This is a genomic window from Streptomyces sp. NPDC046805 (assembly GCF_040645355.1).
Classification (GTDB): domain Bacteria; phylum Actinomycetota; class Actinomycetes; order Streptomycetales; family Streptomycetaceae; genus Streptomyces.
In genome coordinates this window covers 165,685-180,669 of record NZ_JBEYYC010000001.1, presented here as the reverse complement: position 1 = coordinate 180,669, position 14,985 = coordinate 165,685, and the positions used below count along the sequence as shown (strand labels likewise).

The window sequence follows — 14,985 nt, the reverse complement described above, 5'->3', positions numbered from 1 at the left end:
GGAAGCAGCATATGCCGGGGCACCGACGGCGCCCCGGCTCGGGTCGGACCCGATCCGCGCCCGGTCAGGCCGCCTTGTTCAGCAGCTCCACCACCCGTCGGGCGGTCTCCTCGTCCCGCGCCGCCGTGAACGGAAGGGCGTTGCCGCCGGTGATGCGGAACGGCTCGCCCGTGAGCGTGCGGTGGGCGCCGCCCGCCTCCTCGACCAGGAGTATGCCCGCGGCATGGTCCCAGGCGGCCTCCCAGGAGAACGCGGTGGCGTCCAACTCGCCGCGGGCGATGGCGAGATACTCCAGACCGGCGGAGCCGCAGGGGCGTGGGGCGACGCTTTCGGTCCGCAGGCCGAGCAGCGCGCGCTTCTGCTCGTCCGTCGTGTAGTCCGGGTGGGAGTGGGCGATGCGCAGGTCCGCGCCGGGCGCGGGCGAACCCGCGGTGAGCCGCTCGCCGTTGAGGTACGCGCCCTGGCCCCGCACGGCCGTGGCGAACTGGTCGGGCACCGGCGCGTACGTCCAGGAGGCGAGCGGGACGCCCCGGTGGGCGAGCGTGACCAGCGTGCAGAAGCCGGGGTCGCCGTGCACGAACTGCCGTGTGCCGTCGACCGGATCGACGATCCACACCGGCGCGTCGCCCCGAATCGCGTCGTACGTCGCGGGGTTGGCGTGCACCGCCTCCTCGCCGACCACGACGGAGCCGGGCAGCAGGTCGCCGAGCGTCTCGGTGAGGTACTGCTCCGCCAGGCGGTCGGCGTCGGTCACCAGGTCGTGCGGGCCGCTCTTCTGGTCCACCTCGTGTGCGGCGAGGCTGCGGAAGCGGGGCATGATCTCGGCCGCGGCGGCCTTGCGGACCGCCTCCTCCACATCGGCCGAGTGCTGGGCGAGAAACTCCTCGATGGTTTCCATTTCCTCGATCATGCCTCCATAAGAGCACGCGCCACTGACAATCCCCACCCAGCCGGTGAACGGCACATGGAATCGGGATGAAGAACGGGATTCGGGCGACCGCTCAGCGCCCCACGGCGTACCCCTGCATCCCGCGCGGATTCGCGGCCGCGGACAGGACGCCGGTCTCCGGGTCCCGGGCCACCGCGCACAGGCGCCCCTCGGACCAGCCGTGGGCGACCGTGACGTCGTGGCCGCGGCGGCGGAGCTCCTCGACGACCTCCGGGTCCATGCGCGACTCCACGGTGACGCTGCCGGGATGCCGGCCGCGCGGGTAGAAGGAGCTGGGGAAGCTGTCGTTGTGCCAGTTCGGGGCGTCGATCGCGCCCTGGAGGTCGAGTCCGCCGCGGACCGGGCCGCGCAGGGCGACGGCGAGGAAGAAGTGCGTCTGCCACTGGTCCTGCTGGTCGCCGCCGGGTGTGCCGAACGCCATGACGGGTGTGCCGTCCCGCAGCGCGATCGACGGCGTGAGGGTGGTGCGGGGGCGGCGCCCGGGGGTGAGGGAGTTCGGCAGGCCCTCCTCCAGCCACGTCATCTGCAGCCGTGTGCCGAGCGGGAAGCCGAGTTCGGGCACGACCGGGTTGGACTGGAGCCAGCCGCCGCTGGGCGTGGCCGCGATCATGTTGCCCCAGCGGTCGACGACGTCGAGGTGGCAGGTGTCGCCGCGGGTGCTTCCGTCGGCGGCCACCGGGGGCTCTCCGGGAAGCCTCGCCACGGTCGGCTCGCCGACGCCCATCGGGTTGAAGCCGTCGCTGCCCGCCGGGTTGCAGCCCGAGTCTCCGTCCGCCACCACGCGCGCATGCTCGGGCAGTCGCGGAGTGCGACCACCGGGGCTGCCGGGACGCAGCTCGTACGAGGCCTTGGCGCCGACAAGCGCCCGCCTCCCGGCGTTGTACGACTCCGAGAGCAGGTCGGCGAGGGGCACCTCGGCCGCGTCCCCGTACCAGGCCTCGCGGTCGGCCATGGCGAGCTTGCAGCCCTCGATCAGCAGATGCACGTAGTCGGCGGAGCCGTACGCGGGCAGCTCGGGCGGGAGCAGGGCCAGCTGCTGGAGGAACGCCGGGCCCTGGCTCCAGGGGCCCGCCTTGCACACGGTCCAGCCGTTCCAGTCGTACGTCGCGGGGGTCTCGTAGGTCGCGGACCAGCCGGCCAGGTCGGCGGCGCCGAGCGTGCCGCTGTGCCGCTCGCCGCTGGTGTCCATGGTGGGCTGCCGGGCCTGCCGTACGAGCGCCTCGGCGATGAATCCGGAGCGCCACACCTCCCTGGCGGCCTCGATCCGCGCCTCCCGGTCCCCCGCGCCCTCGGTCTCGGCGAGCAGCCGCTTCCAGGTGGCGGCGAGGGCGGGGTTGCGCAGCAGCCGGCCGGGCCTGGGCGCCTCTCCGTCCGGCAGGTACACCTCCGCCGACGAGGTCCACTCGGTCTCGAACAGCTCCCGCACGCTCTCGACGGTCGCGCCGACGTTCTCCACGGGCGCGTGCCCGTGCTCGGCGTACCCGATGGCGTACTTCAGCACGTCGGCGAGCGACTTCGTGCCGTAGTCGCGCAGGAGCAGCAGCCACGCGTCGAAGGCGCCGGGGACGGCGGCGGCGAGCGGACCGGTGCCGGGCACGAGATCCAGGCCGAGCCCCCGGTAGTGGGCGACCGTCGCGCCCGCCGGTGCCATGCCCTGCCCGCACAGCACGCGCACCTCGCCGCCCACCGGGGCGAGGAGGATCGGCACCTCGCCGGCGGGCCCGTTGAGGTGCGGCTCGACGACGTGCAGCACGAACGCGCCCGCCACGGCGGCGTCGTAGGCGTTGCCGCCGTCCTCCAGCACGGCCATCGCCGACTGCGAGGCCAGCCAGTGCGTGGAGGACACCATGCCGAAGGTGCCCTGGAGTGTGGGGCGGGTGGTGAACATGCGGTTTTCCGTCCTTCGGAGAGGTGAGGTACGTGCGGACACTGACTACCTGTACCCACCATCGGGGCCGTTGCCCTGCCATGAGCCGGCCCTGACGCGCACAGTTCTTCAACAACACTCCACCGTCATCACACAGGTCCACGCCGGGTTGGCACTTCCGCCCCACAGGGAGTCATGTGACACTGGCGTCCCGCCCTCAGTGCGGACCTCCTCCGCCGACCCTGACGAGAAGTGCCGTGCGTGATCTTCCTCTGCCGCTCGCTCTCACCGCGCGTCTGTCGCCGGTGGCCGTGCTGGCCACAGCCGGCTGGGTGCTGACGTCCGGTCCGGCCGCAACGTCCGCCGCCGAGCAACAGCCGAGCGAGGCGTCGGCCGGCCAGCCGGCCTCCGTCCCGTCGGCGTCGGCCGCGGCGAAGACGTACGCGAGCCCGCCCGCCCCGTGCGGCAGCATCAACGTGGCGACCGTCAAGTCCCTTGTGCCGGGCGCCAAGACGGCCGGCAAGGAGATCCCCTCGACGGACACGAAGCGGCGCCGCACCTGCTCCTGGAACGCGCTCGACGGCTACGACTACCGCTGGCTCGACGTCTCCTTCGAGATCACGGACTCGAACCAGGCGGCACAGAAGGAATACAAGAAGCGCATCACGGAGAAAAGCGGCGGAGGGAGCGTTCCGGGCGTCGGCACCAGCGGCTACTCGGTCGTGAACCTCACCACCGAGGACAAGCAGCAGACCCGTGAGGGCATGGTGCTGATCCAGGACGCCAACGTGCTGGTGATCGTCACGTACAACGGCAGCAACTTCGAGACGAAGAAGGCGCCGGACACGGACGAGATCAACAAGGGCGCCATCAAGGCCGCCAAGGACGCGGTGGCCAAGCTCGAGAGCGGCCCGAAGAACGGCTGACCGGCCCTCGCCGCACCGGCGGGGCGTCCCCGTGCGAGTGGAGGAGCGGAACGGGGCCGAGTACGGCAACCGACACGGCCCCACCGCCGACCAGCTCTACGCCGATCAGGACGCCGCGCGGCTGCCTGCCCGCGCCGCGCCCGTCGCCGCCATCAGCACCAGGTACAGCACCAGCGAGGTCCCGAGCCCCACGGCCCACCCGTAGTCGGCCAGCGGCGCCAGCGCCGGAACGGGCCTGCCGTCGACCAGCGGCCGGAAGCTGGCGCCGCCCACGGCCAGCACGCCGCCCACGACGAAGGCCACGACCGCCCGCCAGTTCCAGCCGCCCGCGTACCAGTAGCGGCCGCCCGTGCGGTACAGGTCGGTCAGGTCGAGGCGGGTGCGGCGCAGGAACCAGTAGTCGGCGATGAGGATGCCCGCGACCGTGCCGAGCAGGCCGCCGACCAGGCCGAGCCAGGTGAAGATGTAGCCCTGCGGGTCGGCGTACAGCTTCCACGGGAAGATCAGGACGCCGAGCACACAGGTGATAAGGGCTCCGGTGCGGAAACTCACCTTCCGGGGCGCGATGTTGGAGAAGTCGAAGGACGGCGAGACCAGGTTGGCCGCGATGTTCACCGACAGCGTCGCCACGAGGACGGTCACCAGGGCGTACAGCAGTCCGACCACGTTGTCCGTCCGGGCCGCCAGCTGCACCGGGTCCCAGATCGGCTGGCCGTACACCGCCTGCGACCCGGACGTGACCAGCACGGACAGGAAGGCGAACAGGGTCATGGTCGTCGGCAGGCCGAGGGACTGGCCCCAGGTCTGGGCCTTCTGGCTCCTGCCGTAGCGGGTGAAGTCCGGGATGTTCAGCGACAGGGTAGACCAGAAGCCGATCATGCCCATGAGCGAGGGCCAGAACAGCTTCCAGAAGGACTCGCCCCAGCCGAGCTTGGAGGGCTGGCCGAACAGCGGGCCGAAGCCGCCGGCCTTGCTGCTCATCCACCACAGCATCACGAACGCGCCGACGAGCACGAAGGGCGCCGCCCAGTTCTCGAAGCGACGGATCGTCTCCATGCCCCGGTAGATGATGGCGACCTGGATCGCCCAGAAGATCGCGAACGACAGCCACATCGTCCAGGCGTAGCCGCCGACATGGGACGCGTTCGACCAGCTGCCCCCGATCAGCTTCCCGGCGAGGAAGAAGATCGCCTCGCCGCCGATCCAGGTCTGGATGCCGAACCAGCCGCACGCCACCAACGCCCGTACGACGGCGGGCAGGTTGGCGCCGCGCACGCCGAAGGACGCGCGAGCGAAGACCGGGAACGGGATGCCGTACTTGGGTCCCGCGTGCCCGGTGAGCAGCATCGGGACGAGCACGACCAGGTTGGCCAGGGCGATGGTGAACACCGCCTGCTTCCAGTCCATGCCCACGGCGATCAGACCCGAGGCGAGGGTCCAGGAGGCGGTGTTGTGGGCCATGCCGACCCACAGCGCGGAGAAGTTGTACGTCGTCCAGGTGCGCTTCTCGACCGGGACCGGGAGCAGGTCCTGGTTGGCGTACGGGCCGCTGGGCTGCGGGGTGCCAGGGGCGATCTCCACCCGGCCGTCGGCGAGGGTGACTTGGGAACTCGGCGGTATGGCCGTGGGAGCGGTGTCGGTCATGGCAGGCCAATCGGATGAGGTGGGACGGGAGAGGCCGTGCGGGTGGCGCCGATGGGGGGTGCGCCCCTGGCGGAGGAACAGGGAGCAGCGGGGAGCGTCCTGGGCCTCCTTCCCCCCCGGGACGAGGGGAAGGTGGCGATCAAGGTACAGAAGGCGGTCAGCTGTTGACGGCCGGGATCACCTTCGTGCCGTAGGCGTCGATCGTCGCCTCCTGGGCGTCGTGCATGTCGTAGACCGCGAACTGGTCGACGCCCAGCTCGCGCAGGGCGTTCAGTTTCTCGATGTGCCGCTCGGCCGGGCCGATGAGGCAGAAGCGGTCCACGATCTCGTCCGGGACGAACTCGGTGTCCGGGTTGCCGCTGCGCCCGTGGTGGGAGTAGTCGTAACCCTCGCGTGCCTTGATGTAGTCGGTGAGTTCGTCGGGTACGGCGACCGAGTGCTCCCCGTACTTGGCGACCAGGTCGGCGACGTGGTTGCCGACCATGCCGCCGAACCAGCGGCACTGGTCGCGCGCGTGGGCGAGCGCCTCGGGCGAGTCGTCCTCGGTGACGTACGCCGGCGCGGCGACACAGATCGTCACCTCGGCGGGGTCACGGCCCGCGGCCGCGGCCGCGTCCCGTACCGCCTTGACCATGTACGCGGTGAGGTAGGGGTCCGCCAGCTGGAGAATGAAGCCGTCGGCCTCCTCGCCGGTCATCTTCAGGGCCTTGGGGCCGTACGCCGCCATCCACACCGGGAGTTCGGCGCCCGGCTTGGTCCACGGGAACCTGACGACCGTGCCGCCGAGGTCGGCCTCCTCCCCCCGGCCCAGCGCCCGGATGACCTTCATGGCCTCGCTGATCCGGGCCAGCGTGTTGGGCTTGCGGCCCGCGACGCGCATCGCCGAGTCGCCGCGGCCGATGCCGCAGACGGTGCGGTTGCCGAACATGTCGTTGAGCGTGGCGAAGGTGGAGGCGGTAACCTCCCAGGTGCGGGTGCCCGGGTTGGTGACCATCGGGCCGACCTTCAGCTTCGACGTGTTGGCCAGGATCTGGCTGTAGATCACGAAGGGCTCCTGCCAGAGCACGGCGGAGTCGAAGGTCCAGCCGTACGTGAAGCCGTTACGCTCGGCCCGCTTCATCAGGCTGATGACGCGGGAGGCCGGGGGGTCGGTCTGCAGGACGAGTCCGAAGTCCATGGCACCACTCCTGGTCGGTCGGAGAAGCTCGGGGATGGTCGGAGACAGCGGTCGGAGAGAACGCGGAGAGGTCAGAGGAGGTACTGGCAGGTGGAGCGGGGCGTGTAGGCCCCGTGGCCCGCTCGGCCGGTGAACTCCCGCTCCGTGATGACCGGTTCGCCGCGCGACAGCACGGTCTCCACCCGGCCGGTGACGCGCTTGCCCTCGTACGCCGAGTAGTCGACGTTCATGTGGTGCGTCTCGACCGACATGACCTGCTCGGCGTTCGGGTCGTAGATGACGATGTCCGCGTCGGCGCCCGGGGCGATGGTGCCCTTCGTCGGGTACAGGCCGAACATGCGCGCCGGGGTGGCGCAGGCGATCTCGATCCAGCGGCGGCGGGAGATGTGCCCGTCGACGACGGCCTGGTGGAGCAGGTCCATGCGGTTCTCGACGCCCGGAAGGCCGTTGGGGATCTTGGAGAAGTCGCCGCGGCCGAGCTCCTTCTGGCCCTCGAAGCAGAAGGGGCAGTGGTCCGTCGACACGACCTGGAGGTCGTTGGTGCGCAGGCCCCGCCACAGCGCCGCCTGGTGCTCCTTGGGGCGAAGGGGCGTGCTGCACACGTACTTCGAGCCCTCGAAGTCGGGCTCGGCGAGGTTGTCGGTGGACAGGAAGAGGTACTGCGGGCAGGTCTCGCCGAAGACGTTCAGCCCCTCGTCGCGCGCCCGGGTCAGCTCCGCGACCGCCTCCGTCGCCGAGACGTGCACGACGTACAGCGGGGCGCCTGCGACCTGCGCGAGCTTGATGGCGCGGTGGGTGGCCTCGGCCTCCAGGAGGGCCTTGCGGACCTCGCCGTGGTAGCGGGGGTCGGTCTCGCCGCGGGCCAGGGCCTGCTCCACCAGGACGTCGATGGCGATGCCGTTCTCGGCGTGCATCATGATCAGGCCGCCGTTCTCGGCGGAGCGCTGCATGGCGCGCAGGATCTGGCCGTCGTCGGAGTAGAAGACGCCGGGGTAGGCCATGAACTGCTTGAAGGAGGTGACGCCCTCCTCCACCAGCAGGTCCATCTCCTTGAGCGTCTCCTCATTGACGTCGGAGACGATCATGTGGAAGCCGTAGTCGATCGCGCAGTTGCCCTCGGCCTTGGCGTGCCAGGCGTCCAGGCCCTCGCGCAGGGTGTGGCCGACGCTCTGGACGGCGAAGTCGATGATCGTGGTCGTGCCGCCCCAGGCTGCGGCCCGGGTGCCGGTCTCGAAGGTGTCGGAGGCGAAGGTGCCGCCGAACGGCAGCTCCATGTGGGTGTGGGCGTCGACCCCGCCCGGGATCACGTACCTGCCGGAGGCGTCGATGACCCGGTCGGCGGTGAAGGCCTCGGCGGCCGGGGTGCCCGAGGCGGCGAGGGCGGCGACACGTCCGTCCTCGATCAGGACGTCGGCGTGGATCTCGTCGGACGCGGTGATGACGAGGCCGCCACGGATGACGGTACGGCTCATGCTCCCTCTCCTTCCGGTCATGCGTGCGCTGCGGTGAACTCGTTGTTCATGCAGGGGACTTGGCACTGGTAGGGCTGAGGCACCCCGCGGGTCCGTCCCCGTGGCCCGGACCCGCGGGAGTACGGGGCGTCGGTCAGGGTGCGGTCAGCGGGGCGTACGTGCCCGGCGCGCGGTCGCGGTAGAACTGCCAGCGGTCGCGGACCTCGCGCAGCTTGGCCATGTCCAGGTCGCGGACGACGAGTTCGGTCTCCTTGTCGCTCGCCACCTCGCCGACGAACTGGGCCTCCGGATCGACGAAGTAGGTCGTGCCGTAGAAGTCGTTGTCGCCGTACTCCTCGACGCCGACCCGGTTGATCGCGCCCACGAAGTACTCGTTGGCCACGGCCGCCGCCGGCTGCTCCAGCTGCCACAGGTAGGAGGACAGGCCGCGCGAGGTGGCCGACGGGTTGAAGACGATCTCGGCGCCGCCGAGCCCCAGCGCGCGCCAGCCCTCCGGGAAGTGCCGGTCGTAGCAGATGTACACGCCGATCTTCCCGACGGCCGTGTCGAAGACCGGCCAACCGCCGTTCCCGGGACGGAAGTAGAACTTCTCCCAGAAGCCGGCGACCTGCGGGATGTGGGTCTTGCGGTACTTGCCGAGATACGAGCCGTCCGCGTCGATCACGGCCGCGGTGTTGTAGAGGACGCCCGGCTGCTCCTCCTCGTACATCGGCAGGACGAGGACGATGCCCAGCTCCTTGGCGAGCGCCTGGAAGCGGCGCACGATCGGCCCCTCGGGGATCTGCTCGGCGTACTCGTAGAACGCCTTGTCCTGGACCTGGCAGAAGTACGGTCCGTAGAACAGCTCCTGGAAGCACAGGACTTGAGCACCCTGCGCGGCCGCGTCGCGGGCCGCCCGCTCGTGTACCTGGATCATCGACTCCTTGTCGCCGGTCCAGGCGGTCTGGAAGAGGGCGGCACGGATCACTCTGCTCATCGGGACCTCCGGTCGCTCGGTGTCCTGGGAGCCTAGGAAGTCCGACGGTCGGCTTTGAGTGGCAGCGTGTCACGTCTGGGGCAGCACGGCGTGCCACCGTGTCACGCTCGCACGGGCCCATGTTTCACCGCCGTTTTCCCAGCTCGTCGCATGTTTCACCCCTGTTGCGCATCGTGCGCGAGGAGTGCGATGTGCACCGACGCCGCCTGCTCGAAGTCGTCCAGGTCGACGCCCAGCCGCCCCTGTATCGCCTCCAGGCGCCGGTAGAGCGCGGGCCGGGAGACGTGGTGCAGCTGGGCGGTCCGGGACTTGTTGCGGCCGGTGGCGAGGTAGGTGCGCAGGACCGGCAGCAGGTCCTCGTCGGGCCCGCACAGCAGACCGTCCAGCTCCCGCTCCGCGAAGGACTGCACATGCGGGTCGTCACGCAACAGCCGGATCAGGCCGCGCAGATGGACGTCCGCGAGGCGTACGACGGCCGGGAGCTCCCGCGCGCGCGAGGAGTCGGCCACGGCGTCCGCGACGTGCCGGGCCTCGCGCAGTCCGGCGGGCACCTCGTCCCAGGCGGTCAGCGAACCGGCCGCGGCGACGATCGTCTTCGGCGAGCCCGTCTCCGTCCGCAGCCGGGCCGCGAAGTGCGCCGCCAGCGCCTGCGGGTCCTGGTCGCGGGCGAGGCTCAGCAGGACGGCGGCGGCGCCGTCGGCGAGTTCGGCGACGATTCCGGGCAGGCCCAGCATCCGCAGCACGCGCTCCAGTCGGGCCGGTTCCCCGTCCCGTACGACCAGCGGCACGAACGTCCGCCGGTTGACCGGCAGCCCGGCCGCCCGCGCCCGCGGCAGCAGTTGCCTGGCCGGTACGACGCCGGAGACCAGGTCGGTCAGCAGGCTCTGCGCGGACTGCTCCTCCCAGGTGGGGGCGGAGTTGCCGGCGAGCATGCGGTGCAGGACGAGGGCCTCGGCGGCCCGGTCGGCGAGCAGGCGTCCGTCGGCCGTGTCGCCCCGGTACCCGCACAGCACGAGCTGCCCCCAGCGCTCGCCGCACCCGCCGAGTTCGGCCCGGATCCAGCCGTCGCCCTCGCTGCCGCCGGCCTGCCGGGCGATGCGCTCCCAGTCGCGCAGCACGTCGTCCACCGCCGACCGCTCCCCCGCCGTGGCCAGGACCCGGTGGGCGAGGTTGGTGACGACGACCGGGCAGGCGCTGTGCGAGGCGACCTCGTCGAGCAGCCGCTGCAGCGGCGCACCCGCGGTGATGAGCGCCGTGAGCGCGGTCCGTACGGCCTCCGAGAGGCTGACGGCGGCGAACTTCCGCCGTACCAACCGCGATTGGACCTCTTCCGTCAACTCCGCGAAGGGAAAGGGGCGGTGGAGGACGACCATGGGCAGCCCGCACCGCTCGGCGGCCCGCCGCATGACGTCCGGCGGGGACGGGAATGCCCGCCCCAGGCCCAGCACGACGGCCGCGGCCTCCGCCCGGTGCAGGGAACGGATGTACTCGGCCTGCTTGTCCTCGTCGCCTGCGAGCAGCACCCCGGTGGTGAGCACCATCTCGCCGCCGGTGAGCATCACCCCGACGTCGGCCGCCTCGGCGACGTGCACCCAGCGCACCGGCCGGTCGAGCTGGCCGGAGCCCGCCACCACCTCGGGCTCCCCGGCGAGCACGCGTTCCAGACCGAGGACCTGGCGGACCGACAGGGCGGGTGCCGGGGGCCGGTGGAAGGTCGGGGGTTCCGAGGTCGTGGTCATGGCGGTGTTCCCTTGCTCGGTGGTGCTCGACGGGCGCTCGGGGCTGCTGCCGTGCTGCTCGGGTTCGGCCGGAGTCGTCGCTACGACGCACGCCCGTACAGCGCGTGTCACTACGACGCAAGTGTCGCTACTGCACGCTTCTCAGGGCCCGTTCGAGGATCGCGGCGCCCTCCTCGGCCTCCGTGACGGTGAGCGAGAGCGGCGGTGCGACGCGCAGCGCGCTGGTGTTGTGGCCGCCGCCCTTGCCGACGAGCAACCCGCCCTCGCGGGCCGCCTCCAGCACGGCGGAGGCCGCCTGCGGATCGGCCTCGTCGGTGCCCGGTTTCACCAGCTCGACGCCGATCATCAGCCCGCGCCCGCGCACCTCCCGTACGCCTGGCAGCTGTGCGGCGACGGCCCGCAGCCGCTCGATGAGGAGCCCGCCGACGCGCCGGGCGTTGCCCTGGAGGTCGCGTTCCAGCAGGTACGTCAGGTTCGCCAGGCCCGCCGCCATGGTGATCTGGGTGCCGCCGAACGTCGAAATACTGTTGGCGTCCAGGCAGTTCATGATGTCGGCGCGGGCGACCACACCGCCGATGGACATGCCGTTGCCGATGCCCTTGGCGAAGGTGAGGATGTCCGGCGGACCGCTGCGCCCGTGTGCCTGCCAGCCCCAGAAGTGCTCGCCGGTGCGGCCCCAGCCGGTCTGCACCTCGTCGGTGATCCACAGGATGCCGTGCTCGTCGAGCACCTCGCGGAAGGCCGCGTACAGGCCGTCGGGCGGTGAGGTGAAGCCGCCGACGCCCTGGATCGGCTCGGCGATCAGGGCCGCGGGCGGACGGGTCTGGCCGAGGAGGTCCCTCAGGTCCTCGACACAGGCCGCGATGAACGCGGCGTCGCTCAGCTCGGCGTACGGTCCGCGCGTGCGGACGCCTCCGTGGACGTACAGCGTCTGCAGCGGGGACAGGGAGGTCGGGGACCAGCCGCGGTTGCCGGTGATGCCGACCGCGCTGAAGGAGCGGCCGTGGTAGCTGTTGCGCATCGCCAGGATCGTGTTGCTGCGCCGGTAGGTGGTCGCGAGCAGCAGGGCGGTGTCGTTGGCCTCGGTGCCGGAGGTGGTGAAGAAGACGCGGGCGTCCGGGATGCCGCTCAACTGGGCGATGCGCTCGGCGAGTTCCACCATCGGGCGGTTGAGGTACAGGGTGGACGAGTGGATGATCCGCCCCGCCTGCTCGCCCACCGCCTTGGTGACCTCCGGCAGCGCGTGCGCGGTCATGGTGGTGAGGATGCCGCCGAAGAAGTCGAGGTAGCGGTTGCCGTGCACGTCCCAGACATGGCGGCCCTCGCCGTGGGTGATCTCGAGCGGGTCCTCGTAGTAGAGGGCGAGCCAGTCGGGCAGGACGCCGCGGTGGCGGGCGTAGAGGTCGTTCACGGCTGCACCAGCCCTTCGTAGGCGTCGGGGCGGCGGTCGCGGTAGAAGGCCCACTGCTGCCGCACCTCGTCGATCAGGTCGAAGTCGAGGTCGCGGACGACGAGTTCCTCGACCTTGTCGCTGGCGACGTCGCCGACGAACTGTCCGCGCGGGTCGACGAAGTAGCTCGTGCCGTAGAAGTCGTTGTCGCCGTACTCCTCCCGGCCGACGCGGTTGATGGCGGCGACGAAGTACTCGTTGGCGACGGCCGCGGCGGGCTGCTCCAGCTGCCACAGGTAGGCGGACAGACCGCGCGAGGTGGCGGACGGGTTGAACACCAACTGGGCACCGTTGAGACCGAGTTGCCGCCACCCTTCCGGGAAGTGCCGGTCGTAGCAGATGTAGACACCCACCTTGCCGACGGCGGTGTCGAAGACGGGCCAGCCGGCGTTGCCGGGCTTGAAGTAGTACTTCTCCCAGAAGCCCTTGACCTGCGGGATGTGGTGCTTGCGGTACTTGCCGAGAAAGGTGCCGTCGGCGTCGATGACGGCCGCGGTGTTGTAGTAGAAGCCGGACTGCTCCACCTCGAAGACCGGGACGACGATCACCAAGCCGGTCTCGCGCGCGAGGTTCTGCATCCGGCGCACGGTCGGTCCGTCCGGCACCGGCTCGGCCCAGCGGTAGTGTTCCGGCTCCTGGACCTGGCAGAAGTAGGGGGCGTTGAAGACTTCCTGGAAGCCGATGATCTTCGCGCCCTGGCGGGCCGCCTCGCGGGCGTGCTCCTCGTGTTTCGCCACCATGGACTCGGTGTCGCCGGTCCAGGTGGCCTGGACCAGAGCGGCACGTACGACGTTGGCCATGAGCTGCTCCTTCGACGGGACGTCAGAGCCTCTACGCCCGTAGACGCAGGCGGTAGAGGGACGAACGTAAGCCTCGTGGCAGTCCTTGCCAAGACCATCGTCGTGAACCCGCAGAGTCGATCATGATTGGCACTCCTGTGGGTGAGTCGCGGTGCCGGTCAGACGGTGAATCCGGCCACGCGGAGGGCGTGCACCAGGTCCCATCGTCGCTCGTCCGAGACGCCCTGCGCGGCCTCCAGGAGCAGGGGGACGAGGCGCTTCGGGTCGGCGGCGACGCTGCGGGCCGCCTCCTGGGGGGTGCGCATACGGACGTACGCGTCGAGCAGGGCCCGTACCTCGCGCCGCTGCCCCTCGTCGTCGAGCCCGAGCACGGCGTCGCCGATCTCGGCGGCGGGCCGCACCACACCCTGGCGCAGGATCTGCTGCCCGTCGGCCGCCCGCCCCGCCGCGTCCAGCGCGGCGGCCGCGGCCACCAGACGGTCGGCGGACAGCGAGGCCGCCTCCCACAGCAGGGTCGCCCAGTCGGCACCGAGCCCGGCGCGCTGCAGTTCGGCGGCGAGCAGCGGAAGGCGTTCGGCGGGCCAGTGCGCGGCCTCGACGAGCAGGGCATGCGCCTCGCCACTGCGCCCCTCCCGCCGCAGCCGCTCCAACGCCCCGACGGCTCCGCCCACGACCCGAGCCGCCGTGCCCCCTGCTCCCGAGTGCGATGGGGGTTGAGCAGGGGATGCGGGGGAGGCGTCATCGGGAATGGGGCGTGCGTCGCGCCCGCTGGGCGCCCCGGACTGTGCCGGAGAGCCGCCGTCGTACGGTCCCCGACGGCCGCCGGGGGCCGCGGGCTGTGCCGCGTAGGGGTCGCCGCCGGGCCCCGGGGGCCATCCGTCGGCCTCCGCCGCCTCTTCGTCGGCCGTCCGCCACACGTCGTACACGCCGGACACCGCGGGCTCCGCCGGGGAAGCGTCGTCGGGGCCCGGGCGCCATCCCTCGGCCTCCGGACCCTCCGTCGCCTCCGTCGCCTCCGTCGTCCCTTCGCCGGGCGTGCGTCGCGCGTCCTGTCCGTCGGGTGCCCCGGGCTCCGGCGCGGAGTCGCCGTCGGGACCCCGGCGCCAATCGGCGAGTTCGGCCGCCTCCCCGGCCATGTGCCGCGTGTCGTGGCCGCCAGGAGGGTCGGGCTCCGCCAGGGGGACGGCGTCGTCCGGGCCGCGGTGGGCGGCGGTGGCCGGTAAGCCGTACGACAGCGGCCCGCTCTCGGGAATGTCCGAGGAGGCCGTCGGCGACAGACCTTCCGAGTAGCCCGCCGGGAACGGGTCACCGAGGTCGGCGAAGCGGGCCACTCCTCCCTCGGCGCCGCGGGGGATCGGCTGGATCTCCAGGGCGCGACCGCCGGGGCCGTGTCGGTCCAACTCCTCCATCCGCGCGCGGAGTTCGGCGCACCGGGCGGATGCCCGTTGCTGGTCGTCGCGGGCCCAGGCCAGGTCGACGCGGAGGGTCTCGGACTCCTGGGGCGTGGCCGCGGCGGCGAGTCGGCGGTTGAGTTCCGACCGGCGTTCGGCGGCGTACCGCTGTTCGCGGATCATGATGTCGAGGCGGTCGCCGAGGTCCTCGCGGGCGCCCGGGCGGGCATCGGACGCCCGGACCGCGGCCGCGTGCAGAAGCCGGCCCCGTTCCCGTTCCGCCCCGGCGGTCTCGGGGCCGTATGCCGCGCCGAGGTCGTGCAGGAGCGTCTCCACCACGTCCCACGGCGGCAGTTCGCGCCCGTCGAGGCAGGCCTGCATGCCGTCCGGATCGCGCTGCCAGAACACCGCGCACCAGCCGCCGCCCTGGTCGGCACGCGTCAGAAGACCGTCCAGGTAGTTCGCGAACTCCCTTATGGATACCGGAGATCGATCCGCTGCCATCGCCCAACTCCCGCCAGACCGGAACACTCCGGTCGGTAGGAAACACCGGCCGTGTTACAGGAGGGCTACGGGGAGCTTGCGCACATCTCC

11 protein-coding genes are annotated in these 14,985 nt (G+C 71.5%); 1 reads left to right on the top strand and 10 read right to left on the bottom strand.

Features of this window, described 5'->3' with window-relative positions; all coding sequences use genetic code 11:
- Nucleotides 1-64: 64 nt before the first annotated feature.
- Nucleotides 65-910, bottom strand: a complete 846-nt coding sequence (locus ABZ910_RS01000; RefSeq protein ID WP_361357154.1) for an inositol monophosphatase family protein — start codon at nucleotides 908-910, stop codon at nucleotides 65-67.
- A 91-nt stretch (nucleotides 911-1,001) separates the two neighbouring features.
- Nucleotides 1,002-2,837, bottom strand: a complete 1,836-nt coding sequence (locus ABZ910_RS00995; protein WP_361357151.1) for a gamma-glutamyltransferase — start codon at nucleotides 2,835-2,837, stop codon at nucleotides 1,002-1,004.
- Between the two features lie 236 nt (nucleotides 2,838-3,073).
- On the opposite strand from ABZ910_RS00995, the gene ABZ910_RS00990 reads away from it, so the two are divergent.
- On the top strand, nucleotides 3,074-3,742 hold the full coding sequence (locus ABZ910_RS00990) for a hypothetical protein (RefSeq protein WP_361357148.1): 669 nt from the start codon (nucleotides 3,074-3,076) through the stop codon (nucleotides 3,740-3,742).
- Between the two features lie 105 nt (nucleotides 3,743-3,847).
- Here ABZ910_RS00990 and ABZ910_RS00985 read toward each other — a convergent pair whose 3' ends face one another.
- The 8 genes from ABZ910_RS00985 to ABZ910_RS00950 form a co-directional block, all read right to left on the bottom strand.
- On the bottom strand, nucleotides 3,848-5,386 hold the full coding sequence (locus ABZ910_RS00985) for an NCS1 family nucleobase:cation symporter-1 (protein ID WP_361357146.1): 1,539 nt from the start codon (nucleotides 5,384-5,386) through the stop codon (nucleotides 3,848-3,850).
- A gap of 157 nt (nucleotides 5,387-5,543) precedes the next feature.
- Nucleotides 5,544-6,563: a TIGR03842 family LLM class F420-dependent oxidoreductase gene (locus ABZ910_RS00980; protein ID WP_361357143.1), complete on the bottom strand. Its 1,020-nt coding sequence runs from the start codon at nucleotides 6,561-6,563 to the stop codon at nucleotides 5,544-5,546.
- A gap of 71 nt (nucleotides 6,564-6,634) precedes the next feature.
- Complete coding sequence (gene hydA / locus ABZ910_RS00975) at nucleotides 6,635-8,035, bottom strand: dihydropyrimidinase (RefSeq protein ID WP_361357140.1); 1,401 nt, start codon at nucleotides 8,033-8,035, stop codon at nucleotides 6,635-6,637.
- Nucleotides 8,036-8,168: 133 nt separating this feature from the next.
- The gene (locus ABZ910_RS00970) at nucleotides 8,169-9,011 is read right to left on the bottom strand and encodes a nitrilase-related carbon-nitrogen hydrolase (protein WP_361357137.1); all 843 of its coding nucleotides are present in this window, start codon (nucleotides 9,009-9,011) and stop codon (nucleotides 8,169-8,171) included.
- 155 nt (nucleotides 9,012-9,166) lie between these two features.
- The gene (locus ABZ910_RS00965) at nucleotides 9,167-10,750 is read right to left on the bottom strand and encodes a PucR family transcriptional regulator ligand-binding domain-containing protein (RefSeq protein WP_361357135.1); all 1,584 of its coding nucleotides are present in this window, start codon (nucleotides 10,748-10,750) and stop codon (nucleotides 9,167-9,169) included.
- Nucleotides 10,751-10,877: 127 nt separating this feature from the next.
- Entirely contained in the window at nucleotides 10,878-12,161 is a 1,284-nt protein-coding gene (locus tag ABZ910_RS00960) for an aspartate aminotransferase family protein (RefSeq protein ID WP_361357132.1), read from the bottom strand.
- Complete coding sequence (locus tag ABZ910_RS00955) at nucleotides 12,158-13,000, bottom strand: nitrilase-related carbon-nitrogen hydrolase (protein ID WP_361357129.1); 843 nt, start codon at nucleotides 12,998-13,000, stop codon at nucleotides 12,158-12,160. Before ABZ910_RS00955 ends, ABZ910_RS00960 begins: the two co-directional genes overlap by 4 nt.
- Nucleotides 13,001-13,158: 158 nt before the next feature.
- Nucleotides 13,159-14,895, bottom strand: a complete 1,737-nt coding sequence (locus ABZ910_RS00950) for a hypothetical protein (RefSeq protein WP_361357126.1) — start codon at nucleotides 14,893-14,895, stop codon at nucleotides 13,159-13,161.
- Nucleotides 14,896-14,985: the final 90 nt, after the last annotated feature.

Bases quoted from the DNA above. Each gene is read 5' to 3' on its own strand.
- ABZ910_RS00965 (WP_361357135.1), bottom strand. From the start codon at position 10,750: ATGACCACGACCTCGGAACCCCCGACCTTCCACCGGCCCCCGGCACCC.
- ABZ910_RS00970 (WP_361357137.1), bottom strand. From the start codon at position 9,011: ATGAGCAGAGTGATCCGTGCCGCCCTCTTCCAGACCGCCTGGACCGGC.
- ABZ910_RS00950 (WP_361357126.1), bottom strand. From the start codon at position 14,895: ATGGCAGCGGATCGATCTCCGGTATCCATAAGGGAGTTCGCGAACTAC.
- ABZ910_RS00985 (WP_361357146.1), bottom strand. From the start codon at position 5,386: ATGACCGACACCGCTCCCACGGCCATACCGCCGAGTTCCCAAGTCACC.
- ABZ910_RS00955 (WP_361357129.1), bottom strand. From the start codon at position 13,000: ATGGCCAACGTCGTACGTGCCGCTCTGGTCCAGGCCACCTGGACCGGC.
- ABZ910_RS00980 (WP_361357143.1), bottom strand. From the start codon at position 6,563: ATGGACTTCGGACTCGTCCTGCAGACCGACCCCCCGGCCTCCCGCGTC.
- ABZ910_RS01000 (WP_361357154.1), bottom strand. From the start codon at position 910: ATGATCGAGGAAATGGAAACCATCGAGGAGTTTCTCGCCCAGCACTCG.
- ABZ910_RS00995 (WP_361357151.1), bottom strand. From the start codon at position 2,837: ATGTTCACCACCCGCCCCACACTCCAGGGCACCTTCGGCATGGTGTCC.
- hydA (WP_361357140.1), bottom strand. From the start codon at position 8,035: ATGAGCCGTACCGTCATCCGTGGCGGCCTCGTCATCACCGCGTCCGAC.